This window comes from Bifidobacterium sp. LH_389, assembly GCF_056357235.1.
Genome location: NZ_JBKEVR010000001.1, coordinates 536,087 through 558,993 on the forward strand (window position 1 = coordinate 536,087; position 22,907 = coordinate 558,993).

Here is a 22,907-nt window from a genome sequence, read left to right on the forward strand (position 1 = left end):
CGTACAGTATGCACTCTACCCCGCCCGACCCCATTATGAAACCGGTTACACGCCGGTCGCGGCCACGCGCTCACGGATCGAGACATAGCATATGCGCTATACTGTAGACCATGAGAACGATCGGGGAACTGCGGAACGAACGCATCCGCCTAGGGGTGACGCAGCGTGCCGTCGCCGAGGCAATGGGCACCACGCAATCCGCGCTGTCACGGGCGGAGAGGGACGGCAATCCCACTCAGACGTTCCTCGAACGCTACGAGCGAGCCCTGAATGCGAGAGCCGGCACCCATGCACGGGCGTTCCACGCAGAAAGCGTTCCGGAAATCGCAACGTTGCGGGTCATCGCCGCCGAGATAGCACAACGTCACGGCGTGCAGGACCTGTACGTATACGGTTCCGTGGCGCGAGGCGAAGCGCACGCGGATTCGGACGTGGATCTGCTCTACCGCATGGCTCCGGGCAGCCCCCGCACTATGACGGTCATCCAGACATTACGCGACGACCTCGAATGCGCGCTCGGGCACCGGGTGTCCCTGACTTCCTACGATTCGCTGATACGCGACGCGGAAACCAGTCGCGCCGGCAAGCGCTTTCTGTCCCACATCCGGCCGGACCTCATCAAGGTGGCCTGACCGGCATGGGCACAGCGACGGCCATACACGGCGATCAGCGGTTCCGCGACGAAACCACCCTCATCCGTCTGCTGGAACATCTCGACCATGCCATGGAGGATCTGACGCATGCGCACGACGCCGACCATCTCGCGGCCGACCGTATGCTGCTCAACTCGGTCGCCATGGAAATGACGCAGGCGCAGGAATGCGCACGCAGACTCTCCGACGCGTGCCGGGACGCCATGCCCGGGCTGCCCTGGCATGAATTGCGGGCGCTGCGCAACGCACTGATCCATGATTACGCCGAAATCGACGTGGAGCAGCTCTACGACACGGTCTCCATCGACGTCCCGAAGCTGGCCGAAGCGCTGCGTCCGGTCGTGGCGGACTTCGAAGACTGAACGACCGGCGCCACGCCGCTCAGTTCGTCCCCTTCAGCCCGGTGTACAGCGTGTAGTACCGGCCTCGTTGGGCCAGAAGCTCCTCGTGGGTGCCGCGCTCCACGATCCGCCCCGCCTCGATGACCATGATGCAGTCCGCGTTGCGGATGGTGGACAGGCGGTGGGCGATCACGAACGTGGTGCGTCCGCGCATGAGCTCGTCCATGCCGGCCTGCACGAGCGCCTCGGTGCGGGTGTCGATGGAACTCGTCGCCTCGTCGAGGATCAGCGCGGGCGGATCGGCCACGGCGGCTCGTGCGATCGCGAGCATCTGGCGCTGCCCCTGGCTGAGCGAGGCGCCGTCCGCGGTCAGCTGCGTGGCGTACCCGTCGGGCAGCCGCTCGATGAAGGCGTCCGCGTTGGCGAGCTTCGCGGCGGCGATCACCTCCTCGTCGGTGGCATCGAGACGGCCGAAGCGGATGTTGTCCATGATTGACCCGGAGAACAGGTGCGTGTCCTGCAGCACCATGCCGAGCGACCGACGCAGGTCGGCCTTGCGGATGCGGGACACGTCGATGCCGTCGTACGTAACGGTGCCAGAGTCGATGTCGTAGAAGCGGGTGATGAGGTTGGTGATCGTGGTCTTGCCGGCGCCGGTGGAGCCGACGAGCGCGATCTTCTGGCCGGGCTTGGCGAACATGGTCATGCCGTGCAGCACGGTCTTGCCCTTCACGTAGCCGAAGTCCACGTGGTCGAGGCGGATATAGCCGCGCAGGGGCACAATCCGCGGGTCGTTGCCGTCGCCGGACGCCCCGCCGGACGCTTCGCCGGACACCTCGGCGGGCAGCTTCCAGCCCCACCGGTCGGTGCGCTCGTCCGTCTCCTCGAGCGCGCCGGTGGACGGGTCCTCGCGTACGCGCACCAGCGTGACCCGCCCCTCGTCGGACTCCTCCGGCTCGTCGAGCAGCCGGAAGATGCGGTCCGCGCCGGCCAGACCCATCACGATGGAGTTGAACTGCTGGCTCACCTGACTGATGGGCATGGTGAACGACTTGACGAACGTGAGGAAGCTCACCAGCGCGCCGAGCGTGAGCCCCGTGGCACCGGTCACGGCGAGCGCGCCGCCCACGAGCGCGCACAGCACGTACGCCACGTAGCCGAGCTGGTTGTTGATGGGACCGAGGAACCCGGAGAACTTGTTCGCGTTGTTGGAGGCCTCGTACAGCTTGCCGTTGAGCTCGCGGAACGCGGTCTTGGCCTCCTCCTCGTGCGTGAACGCCTTGACGACGCGCTGGCCGGTCATCATCTCCTCCACGTACCCGTTGAGCGCGCCCACGGACCGCTGCTGGCGGGAGAAGTACGTTCCGGACTTGCCTGTGAGCACCTTCGTGGTCCACACCATCACGCCGCAGACCGCGAGCGTGACGAGGGTGAGCGGCACGGACAGGTAGACCATGCTCGCCAGAACCATCACGATGGAGATGATCGAGTTGATGATCTGCGGCACGGCCTGGGAGACCATCTGACGCAGGGTGTCGATGTCGTTGGTGTACAGGCTCATCACGTCGCCGCGCGAATGCGTGTCGAAGTAGCCGAGCGGCAGGCGCTGCATGTGCCGGAACATGCGGTTGCGCAGCTTCATCATGAAGCCCTGCGTCACGAACACCCTGAGCACGGCGCTGACGGCCGCCGCCGCGATGCCTGCCGCGTAGATGGCGGCCATCGTGCCGATCGCGCCGAGCAGGGGGCCGAAGTCGCGGCTGCCGGAGCGCATCATGGGCGTGATGTAGTCGTCGATGAGCTGTTGGAAGAACAGGTTGCCGCGCACCTGCGCGTAGATGGTGACGACGATCAGCGCGATCACCGCCGAGTACTGCAGGGGGTACATGCGCAGCACGAAGCCGATCAGGCGCAAGAACGTGCGGAACGGATGGTCGAGTTCGCGGGCGGCCTTGGCGCCGGCGGCGGCGCGGGCGGCGTTGGCGCGGGATCCGGGAGCGGGCATCAGCGGGCCTCCTTTGTGATGGACTCGGCGGAATCCGCTGAGCCGTCGGACTCGACGGAGTCAACGGATCCGACCGCGTTGGCGGCGACGCTGAGATCCGATGCGGCGAGCGCGGCCTCGTCGAAGTCGCCGCCGCCCCTCACCTGCAGTTCGTGGATGCTGCGGTAGATCGCGTTGGACGCCATGAGCTGGGCATGCGTGCCCACGCCGTTCACGCGGCCGTCGTCGAGTACCACGATCATGTCCGCGTCCTGAACGCTGGAGATGCGCTGGGCGATGATGATCTTGGTGACGCCGGGCATGTCCTGCGCGAACGCGCGGCGGATTCTCGCGTCGGTGCCGGTGTCCACCGCGGACGTGGAATCGTCGAGGATGAGCACCTTCGGGTCCCGGAGCAGGGCGCGGGCGATGCACAGTCGCTGCCGCTGGCCGCCGGAGAAGTTCTGGCCGCCCTGTTCCACCCTGGACTCGTAGCCGTCGGGCAGGCGGTCGATGAACTCGTCGGCGCAGGCGATGCGGCAGACGCGCCGGCAGTCGTCCAAGCTCGCGTCCGGATTGCCCCATCGCAGGTTCGAAAGGACCGTCCCGGAGAACAGCACGTTGTTCTGCGGCACCACGGCCACCTTGCCGCGCAGGACGGTCCGGTCGTAGTCGCGCACGTCCACGCCGCCCACCTTGACGCTGCCGGCGGTCACGTCGTACAGCCGCGGAATGAGGCTGACGAGCGTGGTCTTGGACGAGCCGGTTCCGCCGATCACACCCACCACCGCGCCGGAGGGGATCGCGAGGTTCACGTCCGTCAGCGCGTTGGTCGGACGGCCGGTTCCGCCGTCACCGCCGCCGGAGCCCCTGCCGGTAAGCCTGCGGACGGCTTCGGCGCGACGGCGGGCCGCGGGATCGTTCGCGGAGAGCGTCACCTGCGGGTAGGCGAAGTCCACGTGGTCGAAGGTGACGGATCCGTCGCGCACCTCGGTGACGGGACGGGCGGCGGCCGGCATGTCGTCGCGTTCGTCGAGCACCTCCACGATGCGGCGCGCGGACGCGTCGGACATGGTGATCATCACCACGGTCATCGACAGCATGACCAGACTCATCAGGATATTCATGCAGTACATCAGCAGGCTGGTCAGGTCGCCCGTGGTGAGCCGGTCCTGCACGATCAGGTGCGAGCCCACCCAGCTGATGAGCAGCAAGCAGCTCCAGATGGTGGTCTGGATGATCGGGTCGACGGATGCCAGCACCATCTCGGCCTTCATGAACAGGTCGTAGATGCGCCTGGACGTGGCCCTGAACACGCGGGTCTGCATGCTCTCGCGGGCGAACGCCTTCACCGCGCGCATGGCGGTCACGTTCTCCTCCACGGATTCGTTCATGGCGTCGTATTCCGGGAACGCACGGCGGTAGTACCGGGCCGCGATGGACATGAGAATGCCCAGCACCGTGCCGAGCGCCACCACCGCACCGAGGTAGATGAGCGCCATGGTGCCGGAGACCACGAACGCCATGCACATGGCGATGATGAGGCTGGAGAACGCGCGCGGCACCATCCTCAGGATCATCATCGTGGCGTTCTGGATGTTCATCACGTCCGTGGTCAGGCGCGTCACCAGACTCGGCGTGGTGAAGCGGTCGATGTTCGCGAAGGAGAACGTCTGGATGTTGTCGTACTGGTCCTGCCGAAGGTTGCGGGCGAAGCCGGTGCACGCGCGCGAGCCGAACACCGAGCCGAGACACCCGCACGTAAGACCGACGCACGCGACCGCCAGCATGATGCCCGACGTGCGTCCGATCACGCCCATGTCCCCGCGTTCCACGCCCCGGTCGATGAGCGTGGCCATGAGCAGCGGGATGATCATCTCGCATGCCACCTCGCCGACCATCCACACCGGCGTGAGGATCGCATCCCGGCGGAATTCGCCCATGTGCCGCAGCAGTTCCCTAACCGTCCTCACGCAACGCTCCCCGTCATTCAAGGTCAAACAGTGCAATCCTAGCGCCATCGGGCGGCGGTTGCCTTCCACCGGCATGCGCCGGGTTTCGACGAAGGAAGCCGTATGACCGTAGTATGGATGCCATGGATGGAATGCGAGATCGTCACAGCAGGCAACGCGGTGCCGGCGATGGCACGCCGACGCTGGTGGCGGCGGTGGACAACGACGGCATGGCGCTGATCGCACTGAGGGGGATCCTGCCGCAGCTGCTGCCGGGCGCGCGATGGCTGTGGGGCGTGCAGGGTGCCGGCGAGGCGGTGCGCATGGCGCTCGACCCGCAGACGAGGCCGCGTCTGCTGCTGGTGGACATGTCGCTGGACGACGGGACGGGCGTCGGCGTGTGCGCCCGAATTCGCCGGCGTACCAACCGCGTGGCAATGCTGGCGGTCACCGCGTTCTCGGTCGACACCTATGCGCGCAGGGCGGCCGAAGCGGGCGCGCAGGGCATTGTGTCCAAGGCGGATGTGCCGGCCATGGCCGCGGCGCTGCGGACCGTGGCCGAAGGCGGTACGTACTGCCCGCCCGGCGCCGGGAACATACCGTTCGAGACCGCGGCAGAGGCGCACGTGCGTCTGGAGGATGCCGGGTTTGCGGACGATGCCGGCAGGACCGGAACGGACCGGCCGAAGCTGGGGGCCAAGGAGTCGGATACGCTGCGCATGCTCGCGCAGGGGCTGAGCTACGAGCAGATCGCCGCGCAGTGGGGCATCGCGCCGGCCACCGTGCGCACCCATGCTCATCGTGCGGTGGACAAGCTCGGCGCCAAGTCGCTGGCCCACGCCATCGCCATCTATCTGAGCCGCTGAGCGCGCGGACTGTCAATCGCATTCGCCGCGCTGGCCGTCAATCGCGCTGGCCGCGCCCTCTCACTCATCGCATGATCGGTCCAATCTGAGCCCCTGTTTTCGCAGCTTGGACCGATCATGCGAAAAAAAGACCGTTTTCGGAGCGATTTTTCGCGCAATCGGTCCAAGCTGCAATTCAGGCCGCACATGTTGGACCGATCATGCGAAAACGCGCCACGATCACACGATCACACCGCCAGATAATCGAACGAACGATCGAACGCGACACGCGCGGACCGCCAGACCGGGGGGGCACGTTCGTGCACATGGCCCCGTACGGCTTTACGAACCGTGGTGAAACTGCATACCGTTGCCGCATGAGTCATGACCAACGAATGAATGCACTGCTCGATAAGGCGGAGCGCGCGGGCCGGTGCCTGTGGGCACGCAACGCGCAGAGCCGCCGCGTCCTGCACTACCGCGCCGCGCAGGGCGAACTGACCGCGGTGAGACCCAATCTGTTCGCGCGGCCGGCATACTGGTCGTCGCTATCGTACCGCGAACGCATCATGCACATTCTGCGAGCGGTCGCCGCCATGTACCCGGGCCGAACGCTGGCGCAGATCAGCGCGGCGGCCGTCTGGGAGCTCAACGAAACCTACCGCATGCACGATCTCGTTCATTTCGCCACCGATCTGAACACGCACAGCCGCGATCACGGCTACTTCACCTTCCACCTGATCGCGGAACCATCCGCTACGACCCACTACGGACTGCGCGTCACGGGGCTCATGCAGACGGTGTTCGACTGCTCGCGCATGCTGCCGTTCCCGCAGGCCCTGGCGATCTGCGACGCCGCCATGCGGGTGCACGGCATCACGCGGGACGAACTGGAATCCTTCCTCGCGCAGCATCGCGGGTTCAGGGGCATCGGCGCGGCCCGAAAGGTGGCGGCCCATGCGCAGCCCCGCAGCGACAACGGCGGCGAGTCGATCGTGCGCGCGCTGCTGATCGAATGGGGCTACGAGACGCCTCAGCTGCAGCAGTGGATCACCGATCCGGTCACCGGCCGGCGGTACCGGGTGGATTTCCTCTGGATATTTCCGAACGGCGACATGATCGTGCTGGAGCTGGACGGCCGCGAGAAATACAGCAACCCGGACATGCTCGGCGACGGCGACGGCGTGGATGCGCTGTTGGCGGAAAAGGAACGCGAGGACAACATCCGGCTGCACGGCAACATACGGTTCGTGCGCGCCACCTTCGACGAATTCATGCACGAGCCGAGCAAGGTACGGTTCAAGCTCGATCGCGTCGGCGTGCCCAAGGCGCACTGAGCCGCTGAGCGATGTCCTCACCGGTCACGCTGGCCAATCATCGCATTGGTCACTCATTGCATTGGTCCCGCTGGCAGACACTCGCACTGCCAATCATCGCACTGACCAGTCATTGCGCTGGCCGAGCCCGCTCACTCATCGCATGATCGGTCCAACCTGTGCCCCTGTTTTCGCAGCTTGGACCGATCATGCGAAAAAACGACCGTTTTCGGAGCGATTTTTCGCGCAATCGGTCCAAGCTGCAATTCAGGCCGCACAGGTTGGACCGATCATGCGAAAAGTGACATGGAAGCGCAGGACCACGCCAGCTCGGTGAGCTTCGAGAATACGGAAACGCGCGAACGCAGGAAGCAAGTCGAGGCCGGAGCGCGCGACTAGACGAGCGGAATGCTGGCGGCGACGGTCCAGCTGCCGTCCTGCGCGGTGGCGTTGAGTGTTCCGCCCAGGGAGGCGATCGTTGCGCGCTGCTGCTCCAGTCCCCTGCCGTGACGGGTGCCACGGACGGCCGCGGACGTGCCGTCGCCGATCGCGTTCACCTCGGCGATGCGGATGCGACCGCGTTCCACGGTGACGAACAGACTGTAGGTTTGGGCGGCATCGTCGGCGCGGCCGTCGCTGCCGGTCCCGTCGCTGCCGGCGCCCGGCCATGCGGCGTGGCGGACCACGTTGGCATACAGCTCCTCCACCAGCCCCAGTACTGCGCGGCGCACAGGGGCCGACGGCTCGCACGGGGTGCCATCCGTTACGATGCGGGAGACGCCGGGCATGCCGATCATGGCCATGACGCGGTCCTGATCCTCGAGGTAGCGTTCCAGTTCGACGGTCAGGTCAGCGGGGTGCGAATCCTCGCTGGACCCGTTCGCCTCGTCGTCCGCGTCATCGAGCGCGCGCTTGCCGTCGAGGATGTCGATCACCTCGTGCACGCGGTCGAGCGCATGGTGGGAGCGCGCGTAGATCGCGTCGAGCACGTCGGCCAGATCCGCCGTGGCAGCGCCGGCACCCGCTTCCACGCCAACCGCGCCGCCGTTACCGGTCTCGCCGCCGGCCGCGAGCGTTTTGTCATCGGCCGGCAACCCGCTTCTGGCCCGCCAGGCGAGCATGGCGATCACGGACATGTCGTTGGCCACCGAATCGTGGATCATGTGCGCGAGGCGCTGCTCTCGAGCGAGCCGGCCGACCATCGCCTCGCTGCGGGCGAGTCGTTCCCCCGCCGCCGCGCTGCGCCGGAACGCGTGGCCGAACAGGGCCGCGAATCCGCCGAGCATCGCGGACAGCGCCGCACCGAACGCCCAGAGCATCACCGCGGGCACGTCCGCAGCCGTAATCGCACGCCCGTCCGCCGTCATGCCGTCCACGAGCATGCGCAGCACCTCGATCGCCCCGCTGCGCGCACCCCAGCCGCTCAGCCAGACGGCGCACGAGGTCTCCGCCATGGCATACCCGACCGCGAGCGCGGCGGCGATCCGCCCGTCGCAGGCGTACCCGGCCGTGAGGAACACGGCGAACAGGGCGACGGCCACGAACGCCAGCGCTCCCCCGCCCGGCACGAAGCCGCAGGCCAGCGCCACGGCCAGACCCGCCGGAACCGTCACGCGCGGGGAAACGGGCAGCAGCGCGATCACGGTCAGCATGGCGAATGCCGCGAGAGCAGACCATGCGTCATGCGGCCGGACGGCGATCAGCATGGCCAGCCACGCGCCCGCGCCGGCCAGTCGCGTACGGGCGAGGAAATGCGGTTCGCGGCGCCACATGCGCCATCGTTCACGCAGCCCGCCCATCGCGGGACCGGCGGAGCTGGAAGAACCGGAAGAACCGGAAGAACTTGCGCCACGCCGCGAGGGTTCGGCGTTCACGGCGTTTTTGCCGCCCATGGCATTCACCTGCCGTCGGCGCGGCCGGCGCGCGGGCCGTCGAAGCGCACGCCGCGAGGGTTCGGCGGAAGAATGAACAGCACGATCTCGCTCAGCAGGTACGCCACCACGAGCAGCACCGTGGTGAGCAATCCCACGGCCGCGCCGGTGGAGCTGCCGGAGAGCATGGCCACGCCGATCGAGGCGACGTAGCCGATCTGGAAGACCAGCGGCAGCAGCACCCACCAGCCGCGCAGGTTTGCGTCGTGCAGGCGTCGCACGGACACGGCAAGCTGCGGAACGATCAGCGCCACGAGGCAGATGAGCGAGGTCCATGAGGCGATCGGCCCCTCCTCGTCCCCGGCCACGTGCAGCAGCGCAACATCCGCTGCCGAGGCCGCCGCATTGCACGCGAACAGGACGATGAGGCAGAACAGTTCGCTCCACCAGTATTCGCCGCGCGACGCCCTGCCGCTGTACACGAACGCCTTGCGCCAGAAACGGGAGACGGCCTTGCCGAAGCCGATGCCGTAGTACGGGTCGCTCAGCGGCGGTTCACCGCCCTGCATAAGGCCCGGTTTGGCGGGCCGGTAGCTCACATACGGATTGGGATTGGGGCCTGATTGGTTGATGTTGCTCATGGTCGCTCCTTCGTTGGCGATTCCTGTCGATGCCGGACGCTTCCCGTCCATGCCGAAAAGCCCGACGATGCCATGCAACCGCGGTTCGCCGTCTGCCGTCCAGTATTGCGCCCGGCCTGTCCACGGGCGTGTACCGGGCGGCGTCGGGCAATGTCGACGCCGGTATGGTGAACAGCATGGACAATACTTCTCACTCCGGCTGGCATGCATTGCCGCGCCGCGTCACGCGGGTGTGGACGGTCAACGCCGTCATCGAATCGCTGATCGTCTGGGCCGTGTGCGGCATCATCGCCGCCGTTGCATGGAGCCATGACTGGTGGGGCATTTGGCCGTGGCCCGCGGTCGCATTGGCCGTCGTGGTGGCGTACGGCGTGATCGGCCTGGCCGCGCAACCGTTGCAGAACCGGTACGGATATGCGTTCAGCCGGTTCATGGTGGGCGAACGGGAGCTGCGAATCCGCAAGGGATGGCTGTTCAGGTCCGTCACCATCATCCCGTTCAACCGCATCCAGCACGTGGACACCACGCAGAATCCGGTGCTGCGGCATTACGGGCTGACCAAGGTGGTGGTGCACACGGCCGTGGGCGAGCATGAGATCGAGGCGTTGGAGACCGCCGAGGCGGATCGCGTGGCGCAGCTCGTCACCGATCGCGTGGCGCGTTCCCGGGAGGACCTGTGATGGAACGGGGCACGCACGCGCAGAAACAGACGCAAGAGCAGGCGCACGGGCAATGGCGGCGGCTGCACCCGGCGGGGCTTGCGGTGGCGCTCGCCCGGTCGGCGAAGTCGTTCGTCGGCGTGATCGTGACGGTGATGGTTCTCGTGGGGCGCGAGATGACGAGACCCGGCGGCCATGATGCAGGCGGCTTCCTCGGTCTGCCGCCCAAGGTCGCGGCGTTGGCTGTCGTCGCCCTGCTGGCGGGCTTCGCGGTGGTGCTGGTCCCGCCGATCGTGCACTGGATGACCACGCGCTATATGCCGGGCGAACGGGAACTGGCCTGGCGCAGCGGACTGTTCTTCCGCAGGAGCCGTTCACTCGCCTACGATCGCATTCACGCCATAGACAGCGCGCAGCCGTGGTACCTGCAGCCGTTCCATGCGGTGACGGTCAGGGTATCCGCGGGAGGCACCGCCGAGACGGACATCGTGCTGGATGCGGTGGACGAGGGCGTGCAGCTCGAACTGGAACGGCTGCGGACGGAGGCGTTCCGGAACGATAGCGGCGACGGTGATGGCAACGACCGGACCGGGCATGCGAACGCCGTCGTATCCGCCGTCCCGAGCACCGGAGTCGAAGCGCCCGGCACCACTCAATCGAACATGTTCGACACCGCTGCCGGAAATGCGGCAAAACTGATCGAACCGGTTCGCTCCGATGGTGCGCACACAGCAACGCCAGCGACCGCCACGAACGCCGCCACTCGTGCCGACGTATCTCGTCCCGCTATGCCGTCGGCCGCGGCAAACGCCGCCGACGCCACCGCATCCCCTGCTGCCACAGCCGCCGAGCCGATAGGCGAACCGGTCTTCCGCGCCACCGGCCGCGACATTCTGCTCTACGCCCTGAGCGACATCGCGTTCCTCGCCTCGGCACTGGTGCTCTGGGGCTTCTGGCAGAAGCTCAGCGACGTCTTGCCCGCCCGTCTGATGCGGGGCGCCGCCGATTCGGTCATGGGCATTCTCGCGCAGGGGGCGATGGCCGTCATCCTGCTGGCGCTGTTCACGCTCATCGTGCTGCTCATGGTGAGCGTGGCGAGTGCGATCGTACGTTTCCACGGATTCACGGTCTGGCGGCGCGGCGACGATCTGGTGGTTTCGCGGGGCCTGTTCACGCGACGCGTCTCCACCATACCGGTCAGCCGCATCCAGACCGTGGCGATCCGCAGCAATCCGCTGCGCCGCTTGCTCGGCCTGCGCTCGGTGCGGCTGGGATTGAGTACGAATCCCGCTGCCGCCGATGATGACTCCAATGACGCTCAGACCGGCGCGGACGTGCTGCCGGTGATCGCCGCGGACCGTCTGTGGCGCGTGCTGCCTCGCATGCTGCCCGAATGGGGGCTCGAGCCGCCGGACGCCTCACGGGGATTCACGCGCACCGGCCGCAGTCTGGCCCGCTACTACAGTACGATTCCCGCACTGGCGCTGATCGCCGCATCCGCACTTGCCGCCGGAGCCGTTGCGAATCTCACCTCCCCGTGGCGGTGGATTGCACTCGCGGCACCGATCACGGCGGCGGCGTGGCTGGGCTCACGCCTCATGAAGTGCCGCGCAGACGGGTTCGTGCTCCTGCCGGACGGCGACGGCCTCCTGCCGGGACGCATCATGACGACCGGAACGGCCGGCCTGACCTGGCAGACCCTGTTCACCCGCCGATCGCGCGCGCAGTCACTCACCCGATCGGCTCCCCTGTGGCGCGAACGGCTCGGCGTGGAGCGTGTCACGCTGCCGCTGTTCGTGCTCAACGGCACCGACGAGATCACGTTTCTGGCGCTGCACCGCGCGGACGCCGAGCGCTTGGACGCATGGTTCGAACCATCTCGGTAATCCGGCAGTCCCGGCACCGCTCGCGAGCGCATCGTCCGCACTCCTCGTCGTCACCCAATCGGTCCAACCTGCGCACCCTTTTTCGCAGCTTGGACCGATCATGCGAAAAAACGACCGTTTTCGGGGCGATTTTTCGCGCAATCGGTCCAAGCTGCAAAATGGGCCGCACATGTTGGACCGATCGTACGATGCAGATCACGCAATGCGGGTCAGCTTATGCACAGCACGAACCAGCTCGCAGCACGAGTCACCGCGCGCTGCGAGCCAGCCCTCAGGCCGCGGATTCCCCGTCCGCGGCACCGTCCACAACCTCCAAGCGGTAGCCCATGCCGGACTCGGTCTTGAGGTACTTCGGATGCGCGGGGTCGTCCTCGATCTTCTTGCGCAGCTGCGAGATGTACAGGCGCAGATAGCCGGTGTCGTTCACATGCTGCGCGCCCCAGATCTCGGTCAGAAGATCCTGCCGGGTCACCAGTTTGCCCGCGTTGCGCACCAGCGCCTCGAGCACCTTCCATTCGGTGGGCGTCAGTCGCACGCGCACCTGCCGCGCCCCGCGCCCGCGGAACACGGCCCGGGCCACCAGATCCACGGTCACGTCGCCGAAACTCACCGAGGAGCGTTCCTCGGTGGCGCTTTCCTGCTGAGGCGCGCGGCGCAGCAATGCACGGATGCGGGCCAGCAGCTCGTCGATGGAGACAGGCTTGGTCACGTAATCGTCCGCACCCGCGTCGAGTGCGGCCACTTTCTCACGTGCATCGGTGCGCCCGGACACCACGAGGATCGGCGCATCGGTCCATCCGCGCACGCCGTGGATCACGCCCATGCCATCCATCTTGGGCATGCCCAAGTCCAGCACGAATAGGTCGGGATGTTCGGACACCGCGACGGTAATGCATTCCACGCCGTCGCGCGCGGTCACGATGTCGTAGCCCTGCGAGTGCAGGGTGATGCGCAGTGCCGTGAGGAACTGCGGATCGTCGTCCGCCACTAGAATCTTCATCGTTCCTCCTTGTCATTCGCCCGTTGCGGGCCGTCGTTGCGTACGGAATCAGAGTCCGTGCCGCCGTCTGCCGCGGCACCCGCGGCACCTGCGGCACCCGAGACCGAGCCGGACGCTTCGTGAGCGGGGACATCGTCGCCTGCCTCGTCCGGCCCCGGCTTGGCGGCATTCCCGGACGGGGAGTCCGGCTCGTCCGCCCCGCGCATGATCCCGTACGTGATGAACCGGTCCAGCCCGCGCTCGTCGGACGGTCCGCTGCCGGGCAGCGGCAGGATCACGTCGGACACCGCACCGGACACGCTGAGCGTATCCTGCTCGAGAATCTTGGCCGGGTCGGGCCTCTCGCCCTCCGGGATCGGCTGGCCCACGGCGAGCGCGGGGTTCGCCGCCCGCAACGTGATCACGATCGTCAGTCCGCCGCCGGGCGTGTCCTCCGGGCTGATCGATCCGCCCATGGATTCCACGAAGCCCTTCGACAGGGCCATGCCGAGTCCGAGCCCGGTGGTGTTGTCCGTGTCCCCCAGCCGGTGGAACGGCAGGAAGATCTCGTTCTTGCGCGCGTCGGGCACGCCGGGGCCACGGTCCACCACGCGGATCTCCACGTAGCCGGCCAGCGTGGATGCGGCGATGCGCACACGCTTGCCCTTGGGCGTGAACCGCAGCGCATTGGACACCACGTTGGTCAGCGCCCGGCGCAACAGGGGCGGGTCGGCCACCACGAGCGGCAGATCGGGCGCGATGTCCAGATCGAAGCTCCAGGGGGCCACGTTGAGCTCGTCGAACAGGGGGACGATGGCCTCCCCCACGTCGGTGGCCACCAGCGAGATCGGCAGCGCGCCCTCCCTCAGGCGGGAGACGTCGAGCAGGTCGCCCACCAGCTTGGTGAGCTGCCTGAGGCTGTTGGCGGCCACGTCGCGCAAGGCGTTGCGGTCCTTCTCGCTGATCGTGTCGCCCATGCGCTGCAGGCCGGACACGGCGGCCGTGGCCGCGGCGAGCGGACGGCGAAGATCATGGCTGACGGCGTTGAGCAGGCCGGTGCGCACCTTCTCCGCGGCGGCGAGCGGCCCCACTTCGCTGGCCTTGCGGGCCAGATCGTTATGTTCGAGCACAGTCTGCACCTGAGAGAGGATGGCCACCAGAATGCGCTGGTCGGAAGCTTCCACGGCCCGGCCGTACAGTTCGAGCTGAGGGCCGTGCTCACGCAGGGTGACCGTGTCGTGCTCGGCCATGGCAATGTCTCCCACGGCGTTGCCATCGCCCTTGATGGGCAGGCCGAACAGGCCGGGTTCGCCGTCGGAAACCACCACCTTGCCGTCCTGGACCACGCGCACGCAGGTGAAGCCGAACGCCTCACGCGTGCGGTGCACGATCGCTTCGAGCGGATCGTCACTGCGCAGCACGGCGCTGGCAATGCTGGTGAGCATCTCCGATTCGGCGGAGGCACGCTGCGCCTGACGTGCGCGCGCATCAGCCCGGTCCACCACGGCGGAGACGATCAGACCCACCACCACGTACAGCACGATGGTGACCATGTCGCGCATGTGCAGCACATGGAACGTGCCGATCGGCTCGGTGTACAGGAAGTCAAGCGCCAGACCGCTCAGCACGGCGGCGAGCGTGGCGGACGACATGCCGCCGATCACGGCACCCACCACCACGAGCAGCTGCAGGATCAACGCGTCTCGCTGGGCCGAGGAGGGATCGGAGAACATGAACAGCAACCAGCTGGCCAACGGCACGGACAGGAGCGCGAACAGCAGTCCGCCGATCTTGCGGTTGATGGATATGGACCGCTGGAACCGCGGCAGCCGGCGCAGGCCGCGTCCCGCCGCGAACGAATGGGTGACGATATGCACGTCGATGTCGCCGGACTTCTCGACGATGCCCGTCGTGGCGGACGGCCGGCCCAGCCAGCGGCTCAGCGCGCTGCGCCGGGAGACGCCGACGATCACCTGCGTGGCGTTGTTGGCGCGCGCGAAGTCCAGCAGCGCCTCCGCCACGTCCTCGCCGATGATCTGATGGTACGTGCCGCCGAGCTTCTCCACCAAGTCGCGCTGCTTGATGAGCAGGGTGGGGTTGGAGCTGGCGAGCCCGTCCTCGCTGGTCACGTGCACGGCGATGAGGTCGCCGCCGCCGGACGCACGGGCCACGCGGGCGCCGCGCCTCAGGAGCTGGTCGCCCTCGGGGCCGCCGGACAGGGCGACGATCACGCGTTCGCGGGTCTCCCACTTCGCGTTGATGTGGTGCTCCTCGCGGTACTCCTTGAGCGATTCGTCCACGCGGCCGGCCAGCCACAGCAGGGCCAGCTCGCGCAGCGCGGTCAGGTTGCCCACGCGGAAGTAGTTGCTCAGGGCCGCATCCACGCGGTCCGGCTTGTAAACCAGACCGGCGGCGAGACGCTCGCGCAGACCTTCGGGGGGAAGGTCGACGAGCTTGACCTGCGTGGCCGAGCGCAGCACCTTGTCCGGCACGGTCTCCTTCTGCGTGCTGCCGGTGATTTCGCGTACCACGTCGTTGAGCGACTCGATGTGCTGGACGTTGATGGTGGTGATGACGTCGATGCCCGCGTCGAGCAGGTCCTCCACGTCCTGCCAGCGCTTCTCGTGCACCGAGCCGGGCACGTTGGTGTGGGCCAGCTCGTCCACCAGGGCCACGTCCGGGTGGCGTTCGATCACGCCGAAGAGATCCATCTCCTCGAGCCACATGCCGCGGTAGCGCATGCGACGGCGGGGCACGACCTCCAGTCCCCTGGCCGAGCGTGCGGTGCCCTTGCGTCCGTGCGTCTCCAGCAGGGCGACGACCACGTCCTTGCCCTCGGTCTTGAGCTGCCGGCCCTCCTTGAGCATGGCGACGGTCTTGCCCACACCGGGCGCGGCGCCGAGCAGCACCCTGAACGATCCGCGTGCGCGAGCCATGAATGAACCCCCAGACGGTCGAAATGGCGTACAACGATATACTTTGCGAACCCGAAATTCCTTTTTCGGGTTCCGGATTTCAGGCTTTCAGTGTACCCCGACAGAGTAAACGCCCCGGTTTCCCGCTCATGGCCGCACACTGCAGGCGCATGGCGAGGAGCCGGGGCGTCGGGTCCGTCCGGGGCGGGCGGACCCTGATCAATCGGAGCTACTTGAGCGCGTCGAGATCGCGGTTCAGCGTCACCACGTTGACCACGTCCTCGCCGATGAATCCGAGGCCGCGATGCGTGGTGTTCTTCTCCACCAGCTGCTCGACCTGATCCTCCTTGAGACCGCGCTCATCGGCCACGCGCTTGACCTGAATGGCCGCGTAAGCGGGGCTGATGTTCGGGTCGAGACCCGAGGAGGAGGACGTGGTGGCGTCCGCCGGAACGTCCTTGACGCTCACGCCCTCACGCTCGGCGATGGCTTCGCGCAGGTCGGTGACGGACTTGATGAGGTCCTCGTCCTGATGACCCTTGTTGGTGCCGGAGGAGGCGTTCGCCGCGTAGTTCACGTTGTCGGTCTGGTCTTCCGGCAGGTTGGGGTCGGAAGCCGCGGACGGACGGGCCTGGAAGTACTGCGGCAGGGCGTCGCCGTTGGAGTCGACGAACGACTGGCCGATCAGGGAGGAGCCCACGACCTCGCCCTGGGCGTTGGTGATCATGGAGCCGTTGGCCTTGTCCGGCATGCCGAGCTGGCCGACGCCGGTCATGAAGAACGTGTACACGATCACGATGACGGTGAACACGATCACGGCCTTGAAACCGGCCCAGTAGCTGCGCAGGTTCAGAGACATTGCGTTTTTCATTGCTTGCACACTTTCCTTCGCTTGGTACCGATCAGAAGCCCGGGATCAGGCGGATGAACAGATCGATGATCCAGATGCCGATGAACGGCGCGATGATGCCGCCCAGACCGTAGATGCTGAGGTTGCGACCCAGAATCTTCTCGGAGGCCTCGGCACGGTACTTGACGCCCTTGAGGGCGAGCGGGATCAGGAGCACGATGATGATCGCGTTGAAGATGATCGCGGAGAGCACGGCCGAAAGCGGGCTGTGCAGACCCATCACGTTGAGCACGCCAAGGCCCGGGAACTGGGTCATGAACATGGCCGGAATGATGGCGAAGTACTTCGCGATGTCGTTGGCGATCGAGAAGGTGGTCAGCGCACCGCGGGTGATGAGCAGCTGCTTGCCGATCTCGACGATGTCGATGAGCTTGGTCGGGTCGGAGTCGAGGTCGACCATGTTGCCGGCCTCCTTAGCAGCGGAGGTGCCGGAGTTCATCGCCACGCCGACGTCGGACTGCGCCAGGGCCGGGGCATCGTTGGTGCCGTCACCGGTCATGGCCACGAGCTGGCCCTTGGCCTGCTCCTTCTTGATGTAGGCGAGCTTGTCCTCGGGCTTGGCCTCGGCGATGAAGTCGTCGACGCCGGCTTCCTTGGCGATCGCGGCCGCGGTCAGCGGGTTGTCGCCGGTGACCATGACGGTGCGGATGCCCATCTTGCGCATGTCCTCGAAGCGTTCGCGCAGGCCCTTCTTGACGACGTCCTTGAGCTGGACGACGCCGAGGACCTTGGCCTCGCCGTTCGCATACTGCTCGGCCACGACGAGCGGGGTGCCGCCCTGACCGGAGATGGAGGCCACGCGGTCGTGCAGCGCGTCGCGCACCTCGGTGCTCATCACGCCGCCTTCCTTGGCGATCCACTCCTCGACGGCGGAGGTGGCACCCTTGCGAATGCGGTCGCCGTTCGGCAGGTCAAGGCCGGACATGCGGGTCTCGGCGGTGAACGCGACGGCGGTAGCGCCGGGGACGTCCTGCACGTCGAAGCCGTCCTCCTTGGCGAGGGCCACGATGGACTGGCCTTCGGGGGTGGAGTCCGCGAGCGAGCTCAGCGCGGCGGCCTTGACGATCTCGTCGTGGTCGACGCCGGGCAGCGCGTGGAATTCGGACGCCTGACGGTTGCCGTAGGTGATGGTGCCGGTCTTGTCGAGCAGCAGGGTGGTCACGTCGCCGGCCGCCTCGATGGCGCGGCCGGAGGTGGCAAGCACGTTGCGCTGGACCAGACGGTCCATGCCGGCGATGCCGATGGCAGACAGAAGGGCGCCGATGGTGGTCGGGATGAGGCAGACCAGCAGGGCGATGAGGACCGTCAGGCTCACGGAGGAGTCCACGGAGGAGGCCTGCGGGTTGATGCACAGCACGACGACCAGGAAGATGATGGTCAGCGAGCTCAGGAGCACGTCGAGGGCGATCTCGTTCGGGGTCTTCTGGCGGTTGGCGCCTTCGACCAGAGCGATCATCTTGTCCACGAAGGACTCGCCGGGCTTCTGGGTGATGCGCACCACGATGCGGTCGGACAGCACGCGGGTGCCGCCGGTGACGGCCGAGCGGTCGCCGCCGGACTCGCGGATCACGGGCGCGGATTCGCCGGTGATGGCCGACTCGTCCACGGACGCGATGCCGGAGATGATGTCGCCGTCGCCGGGGATGAGCTCGCCTTCGGAGACGACCACCACGTCACCCTGCTTCAGATCGGAGCTGGGGATCTCCTGGATGGTCGCCGAGCCGATGCCCTTTTCGGGGCCGCGGGCGTCCGGATCGTTCTGCTCGTCGTAGCCCACGACCACGCGGGCCGGGGTGGTGGTACGGGTCTTGCGCAGCGCGTCGGCCTGCGCCTTGCCGCGGCCCTCGGCCACGGCCTCGGCGAGGTTGGCGAACAGCACGGTGAGCCACAGCACGATCGCGACGATCCACGTGAAGAACACGGGCTCGCCCTGCGCGAGGTCGGCCGGGTCGAACAGCTGGGCGATGCCCAGCAGGGTGAGGAACGCGGCGCCGACCCACACGATGAACATGACCGGGTTGTGCCACATGTTGCGCGGGTCGAACTTGCGGCACGCGTCGGGCAGGCTCTTGATGAGCATGGCACCGAGGGATTGGTTGTTGGACTTCTTGACGTCCTTGATGACGTCGTTGGAATCTGCGTTAGACATGACAGCTGACATTTCAGGCCACCAGACCTTCCAGACCTTCAGCCAACGGGCCAAGGGCGAGCGTCGGGAAGAAGGTGAGCGCGGAGATAATGAAGATAACGAACACGAGCAGGAACACGAACAGCTTGTTGTCGGTCTTCATCGTGCCGGAGGTCTCCGGAACGATGTCCTGCTTGGCGAGCGAGCCCGCCAGGGCGATCACCAGAGCGATCGGCAGGAAGCGGCCGAGCAGCACGGCGAGACCCAGCATGGTGTCGAGCCACGGGGTGTCGGCGGTGATGCCGGCGAACGCGGAACCGTTGTTGTTCGCGGCGGAGGTGAACGCGTACACGACCTCGGAGAAGCCGTGGTTGCCGCTGTTGTTGAGCGAGGTGTCGAAGATCGACTCGCGCGCGAACGGCACGGCGAAGCTCAGGGCCACGCCGGCGACCACAGTGATCGGCATGACGAGGAAGTACAGCGAAGCCATCTTCATCTCACGAGGACCGATCTTCTTGCCGAGGTACTCGGGCGTACGGCCGACCATGAGGCCGGCGATGAACACGGTCACGATGGCCATCACAAGGATGCCGTACAGACCGGCGCCGACGCCGCCGGGGCTGACCTCGCCGAGCATCATGTTGAGCATGTACATCATGCCGCCCAGAGCGGTGTAGGAGTCATGCATGGAGTTGACGGCGCCGGTGGAGGTGCTGGTCGAAGTGGTGCCGAACAGGCCGGACCACACGATGCCGAAGCGGTTCTCCTTGCCTTCCATCGAACCGCCGGTCAGGGAGGTGATCGGGTCGGAAGAGAAGGACTCGGCGGTCACCACGCAGGTGAAGCTGATCGCGAACAGGACGACCATGGCGCCGAGCAGCGCGTAGCCCTGGCGGATGTTGCCGACCATGCGGCCGAAGGTGCGGGTCAGCGCCACCGGGATGCACAGCATGAGCAGGATCTCGATGAGGTTGGTCCACATGTTCGGGTTCTCGTACGGGTGCGACGAGTTGGCGTTGAAGAAGCCGCCGCCGTTGGTGCCGAGCTCCTTGATGACCTCCTGCGAGGCCACCGGGCCCTGCATGATGGTCTGCTCGTTGCCGGCGATGGTGGTCACGTGGACCCAGTCGGCGAAGTTCTGCGAGACGCCGAGCGCGATGAGCATGATGCCCACCACGATGGAGATGGGCATGAGCAGGCGCAGGGTGGCGCGGGTGAGATCCACCCAGAAGTTGCCGATGGTTTCGGCCTTGCGCCACGCGAAGCCACGCACGAGCGCGATGGCCACCGCGATGCCCACGGCCGCGGACACGAAGTTCTGCACGGCCAGACCGGCGAACTGCACGGTGTAGCCGAGCGTCACGTCAGGCGAATAGGACTGCCAGTTCGTGTTGGTCACGAAGGAGGCGGCGGTGTTGAAGGCCAGCGGGCCGGGGACGTTGTCGAAGCCCATGTTGAACGGCAGCCAGGTCTGGATGCGCTGCAGCAGGTAGAGGAACAGCACGCTCATCAGGGAGAAACCGAGCACGCCGCGAAGGTAGGCCTTCCAGGTCTGACCCTTCTTGGAGTCCACGCCGATGATCTTGTAGATCCACTTCTCGAAGAAGAGGTCCTTGTCGGACGTGAACACGTTGTACATGTAGTCACCCAACGGCTTGTAGATGGCCGCAAGGATGATGGCAATCAGAGCGAATGCCAGAAATGCGAAGATATATACCATCGGAACACCTCAGAACTTCTCGGGGCGGCACAGCGAATAGATCATGTATCCGATGCCGACGAGACCCAGAACGACGCCAAGGGTGGTGAAAACGGTCATCATAGCTTATCCACCCACTTTCCGAAGAGGTCGACCACGACGAAAAATGCGATCGTGCCGACCACGTAGGCAACATCAACCCACCAGGGCATGTTTTCTCCTTCAGTCAAACAAAATCCGACGAAGTTGCCTTCGCCGGACCATTGCGGTTTCACTCTAAAGGCGATTTGAAGGTTGTGTGACGGTTTTAACGGTTCCCATATGCCGCCGCCCTACTGCGATGGCGATTCCCTAACGGTTTGCTAACACTGTTCACCGTGAGGCAACGGTTAGCTCGGGCACAGGCCTCCGATGCCTCCGCGCGCCCGCCGAAACCGTCCTTCGGCAGCACCGTGCGCACGGCCATGCGTCCCGCACGCACAGCAACCAAGCGATGGCGTATCCGCATCATACGGGATCCGCTGCGACCGCCCTGCACACGCCGCAGTGCGCGCATTCCCCCGCCCTGCATGTCGGCATGCCCCGTTGGCAATTGCCGTACCGGACGCCCCGAGCCCTCACCGGACGTCGGCATATGGACGTACGTACATATACGTGCATATGACATAGGCAAACAACGTAACGTCAGACTGACATCAGCAAGACCACGTAGCTACGTACCGCGTCGGATCCGTCCGAAGGTCGACGGCCGGCATATTTCCGATTTGTGTGGTGGTTTTCCGGCGGTACGTCCGATAAGTACGGTCCGATTCCGGTCATTTCACGCGGAGCCTACCGAAGCGGAGGGCGAAAAACCACCACACAAATCGGAAATATGCAGGGCGGCACGCCATGTAGCAGCGTAGATAAGGTCTCACACCCCCGCAAGGTCGAAGAACCGCTCGATCACGGCGTCGTTGAGCAGGCGGCCCTTCAGCGTGGGCACTACGCGGTCGCCCGCGTCCCCTGCGCCGGGCGTAATCACGATGAGCCCCTCCCGGACCATGCCCTCCAGCGCCGTGCTGTCGATCGCACGTCCGCCGGCCGACTCGACGCGCTTCAGGTCCAGCCCCTCGCGCAGGCGAAGCCCTAGCATGATGAGCTCCTCGAGGTTCTCCCCCGCATCGATCTCCTCGCTGCCGCCCCACGGCACGCGACCCTCGCCGATCGCCACGCCCCACAGGCGCGGGTGCGCGATGTCCCACGCGCGCAAGGCCTTGCGGGGATTACCGTGTGCATCCGTGCCTGCGTTGACGTGCGAATGGGCACCGGGGCCGAGGCCCGCCCAGTCCACGTTGCGCCAATAGCCCAGATTGTGTCGGCTCTCGTATCCGGGCCGTGACCAGTTGGAGATCTCGTACCATTCGAGGCCCGCCGCAGACAGCAGTTCGTCGGCGATCTCGTACTTGGCGGCTTCGTCGTCGTCATCCGGTTTGGGCAGCGTCCCGGCGGCGATCCGCCGGCCCATCTTCGTGGTCGGCTCCACGGTGAGCGCATAGGCGGACACATGATTCGCACCGAGCGCCACGGCGGTGCGTACGCTCGTACGCCAGTCGTCGAGGCTCTCCCCCGGCGCCCCGTAGATCAGGTCCACGCTGGAGCGCAGACCGGCAGCGTCCGCAGCGCGCACGCCGGCCTCCACGTTGGCGGGCGTGTGCGTGCGGTCGAGCGTATGCAGCACGTGCGGCACCGCGGACTGCATGCCGAAGGAGATGCGCGTGAACCCGCCGTCCGCCAGCTCCTGAATGTAAGCCACATCCACGGTGTCCGGATTCGCCTCGGTGGTAATCTCCGCGCCCGGAGCCACGCCCCAGACCTCGCGCACGGCGTCCAACAGAGTCGTCAGGTCATGCGCAGGCAGGATGGTGGGCGTGCCGCCGCCGAAGAACACGGTGGATGCAGGCGGTTCCTCGATGCCATGGGCGAGCTGCCAGTCGCGCACCAGACGCATCTCGCGAATCGCCATGGTCGCGTAGTTGCCGCGCGAGGCTCCCCCGCCCAGATCCGTGGCCGTGTAGGTGTTGAAGTCGCAGTAGCCGCAGCGCCGTATACAGAACGGCACATGAACGTAGACCTCGAATGCGGACAA

Annotated in this window: 16 protein-coding genes; 6 read left to right on the forward strand and 10 right to left on the reverse strand. The window is 66.4% G+C overall.

Annotated elements, in window-relative coordinates; all coding sequences use genetic code 11:
• The first annotated feature begins 110 nt into the window (after positions 1–110).
• Positions 111–632 carry a helix-turn-helix domain-containing protein gene (locus AC1AZA_RS02340; protein WP_476513120.1) on the forward strand — a complete coding sequence of 174 codons (522 nt, stop codon included), beginning with the start codon at positions 111–113 and terminating at the stop codon, positions 630–632.
• A gap of 5 nt (positions 633–637) precedes the next feature.
• Entirely contained in the window at positions 638–1,015 is a 378-nt protein-coding gene (locus AC1AZA_RS02345; RefSeq protein ID WP_476513121.1) for a HepT-like ribonuclease domain-containing protein, read from the forward strand.
• 19 nt (positions 1,016–1,034) lie between these two features.
• Here the strand turns inward: AC1AZA_RS02345 and AC1AZA_RS02350 are convergent, their stop codons facing one another.
• Both AC1AZA_RS02350 and AC1AZA_RS02355 read right to left on the reverse strand, forming a co-directional pair.
• The gene (locus AC1AZA_RS02350; RefSeq protein WP_476513168.1) at positions 1,035–2,882 is read right to left on the reverse strand and encodes an ABC transporter ATP-binding protein; all 1,848 of its coding nucleotides are present in this window, start codon (positions 2,880–2,882) and stop codon (positions 1,035–1,037) included.
• A gap of 116 nt (positions 2,883–2,998) precedes the next feature.
• Complete coding sequence (locus tag AC1AZA_RS02355) at positions 2,999–4,951, reverse strand: ABC transporter ATP-binding protein (RefSeq protein WP_476513122.1); 1,953 nt, start codon at positions 4,949–4,951, stop codon at positions 2,999–3,001.
• Positions 4,952–5,073: 122 nt separating this feature from the next.
• Here AC1AZA_RS02355 and AC1AZA_RS02360 point away from each other — a divergent pair, with 122 nt between their 5' ends.
• Positions 5,074–5,796 carry a LuxR C-terminal-related transcriptional regulator gene (locus AC1AZA_RS02360; RefSeq protein WP_476513123.1) on the forward strand — a complete coding sequence of 241 codons (723 nt, stop codon included), beginning with the start codon at positions 5,074–5,076 and terminating at the stop codon, positions 5,794–5,796.
• A 356-nt stretch (positions 5,797–6,152) separates the two neighbouring features.
• Positions 6,153–7,112: a hypothetical protein gene (locus tag AC1AZA_RS02365; RefSeq protein WP_476513124.1), complete on the forward strand. Its 960-nt coding sequence runs from the start codon at positions 6,153–6,155 to the stop codon at positions 7,110–7,112.
• Between the two features lie 374 nt (positions 7,113–7,486).
• On the opposite strand, the gene AC1AZA_RS02370 is transcribed toward AC1AZA_RS02365, so the two are convergent.
• Complete coding sequence (locus tag AC1AZA_RS02370) at positions 7,487–8,983, reverse strand: sensor histidine kinase (protein WP_476513125.1); 1,497 nt, start codon at positions 8,981–8,983, stop codon at positions 7,487–7,489.
• 5 nt (positions 8,984–8,988) lie between these two features.
• Positions 8,989–9,603 carry a DUF805 domain-containing protein gene (locus tag AC1AZA_RS02375; protein WP_476513126.1) on the reverse strand — a complete coding sequence of 205 codons (615 nt, stop codon included), beginning with the start codon at positions 9,601–9,603 and terminating at the stop codon, positions 8,989–8,991.
• A gap of 176 nt (positions 9,604–9,779) precedes the next feature.
• Here AC1AZA_RS02375 and AC1AZA_RS02380 point away from each other — a divergent pair, with 176 nt between their 5' ends.
• The gene (locus AC1AZA_RS02380) at positions 9,780–10,283 is read left to right on the forward strand and encodes a PH domain-containing protein (protein ID WP_476513127.1); all 504 of its coding nucleotides are present in this window, start codon (positions 9,780–9,782) and stop codon (positions 10,281–10,283) included.
• Positions 10,283–12,148, forward strand: a complete 1,866-nt coding sequence (locus AC1AZA_RS02385) for a PH domain-containing protein (RefSeq protein ID WP_476513128.1) — start codon at positions 10,283–10,285, stop codon at positions 12,146–12,148. Before AC1AZA_RS02380 ends, AC1AZA_RS02385 begins: the two co-directional genes overlap by 1 nt.
• A gap of 271 nt (positions 12,149–12,419) precedes the next feature.
• On the opposite strand, the gene AC1AZA_RS02390 is transcribed toward AC1AZA_RS02385, so the two are convergent.
• The 6 genes from AC1AZA_RS02390 to hemW all read right to left on the reverse strand — a co-directional run bounded on the left by AC1AZA_RS02390 (position 12,420) and on the right by hemW (position 22,907).
• Positions 12,420–13,148, reverse strand: coding sequence for a response regulator (locus AC1AZA_RS02390; protein ID WP_476513129.1), 729 nt, complete (start codon positions 13,146–13,148; stop codon positions 12,420–12,422).
• Positions 13,145–16,063 (reverse strand): ATP-binding protein, encoded by a 2,919-nt coding sequence (locus AC1AZA_RS02395; protein WP_476513130.1) that lies wholly within the window; start codon positions 16,061–16,063, stop codon positions 13,145–13,147. The genes AC1AZA_RS02390 and AC1AZA_RS02395 overlap by 4 nt, the downstream gene beginning before the upstream one ends.
• Positions 16,064–16,271: 208 nt before the next feature.
• Positions 16,272–16,913 carry a K(+)-transporting ATPase subunit C gene (gene kdpC, locus AC1AZA_RS02400; protein ID WP_476513131.1) on the reverse strand — a complete coding sequence of 214 codons (642 nt, stop codon included), beginning with the start codon at positions 16,911–16,913 and terminating at the stop codon, positions 16,272–16,274.
• A gap of 31 nt (positions 16,914–16,944) precedes the next feature.
• Complete coding sequence (gene kdpB / locus AC1AZA_RS02405; protein WP_476513132.1) at positions 16,945–19,101, reverse strand: potassium-transporting ATPase subunit KdpB; 2,157 nt, start codon at positions 19,099–19,101, stop codon at positions 16,945–16,947.
• Between the two features lie 13 nt (positions 19,102–19,114).
• Complete coding sequence (kdpA, locus tag AC1AZA_RS02410) at positions 19,115–20,800, reverse strand: potassium-transporting ATPase subunit KdpA (protein ID WP_476513133.1); 1,686 nt, start codon at positions 20,798–20,800, stop codon at positions 19,115–19,117.
• Positions 20,801–21,692: 892 nt separating this feature from the next.
• Positions 21,693–22,907, reverse strand: coding sequence for a radical SAM family heme chaperone HemW (gene hemW, locus AC1AZA_RS02415; protein WP_476513134.1), 1,215 nt, complete (start codon positions 22,905–22,907; stop codon positions 21,693–21,695).

What these genes read in the sequence shown, in the direction of transcription:
- AC1AZA_RS02340 (WP_476513120.1), top strand. Translation starts at nt 111, where the DNA reads ATGAGAACGATCGGGGAACTGCGGAACGAACGCATCCGCCTAGGGGTG.
- AC1AZA_RS02395 (WP_476513130.1), bottom strand. Translation starts at nt 16,063, where the DNA reads ATGGCTCGCGCACGCGGATCGTTCAGGGTGCTGCTCGGCGCCGCGCCC.
- AC1AZA_RS02380 (WP_476513127.1), top strand. Translation starts at nt 9,780, where the DNA reads ATGGACAATACTTCTCACTCCGGCTGGCATGCATTGCCGCGCCGCGTC.
- AC1AZA_RS02350 (WP_476513168.1), bottom strand. Translation starts at nt 2,882, where the DNA reads ATGTACCCCCTGCAGTACTCGGCGGTGATCGCGCTGATCGTCGTCACC.
- kdpA (WP_476513133.1), bottom strand. Translation starts at nt 20,800, where the DNA reads ATGGTATATATCTTCGCATTTCTGGCATTCGCTCTGATTGCCATCATC.
- AC1AZA_RS02375 (WP_476513126.1), bottom strand. Translation starts at nt 9,603, where the DNA reads ATGAGCAACATCAACCAATCAGGCCCCAATCCCAATCCGTATGTGAGC.
- kdpC (WP_476513131.1), bottom strand. Translation starts at nt 16,913, where the DNA reads ATGAAAAACGCAATGTCTCTGAACCTGCGCAGCTACTGGGCCGGTTTC.
- AC1AZA_RS02370 (WP_476513125.1), bottom strand. Translation starts at nt 8,983, where the DNA reads ATGGGCGGCAAAAACGCCGTGAACGCCGAACCCTCGCGGCGTGGCGCA.
- AC1AZA_RS02365 (WP_476513124.1), top strand. Translation starts at nt 6,153, where the DNA reads ATGAGTCATGACCAACGAATGAATGCACTGCTCGATAAGGCGGAGCGC.
- AC1AZA_RS02385 (WP_476513128.1), top strand. Translation starts at nt 10,283, where the DNA reads ATGGAACGGGGCACGCACGCGCAGAAACAGACGCAAGAGCAGGCGCAC.
- AC1AZA_RS02360 (WP_476513123.1), top strand. Translation starts at nt 5,074, where the DNA reads ATGGATGGAATGCGAGATCGTCACAGCAGGCAACGCGGTGCCGGCGAT.
- AC1AZA_RS02390 (WP_476513129.1), bottom strand. Translation starts at nt 13,148, where the DNA reads ATGAAGATTCTAGTGGCGGACGACGATCCGCAGTTCCTCACGGCACTG.
- kdpB (WP_476513132.1), bottom strand. Translation starts at nt 19,101, where the DNA reads ATGTCTAACGCAGATTCCAACGACGTCATCAAGGACGTCAAGAAGTCC.
- AC1AZA_RS02345 (WP_476513121.1), top strand. Translation starts at nt 638, where the DNA reads ATGGGCACAGCGACGGCCATACACGGCGATCAGCGGTTCCGCGACGAA.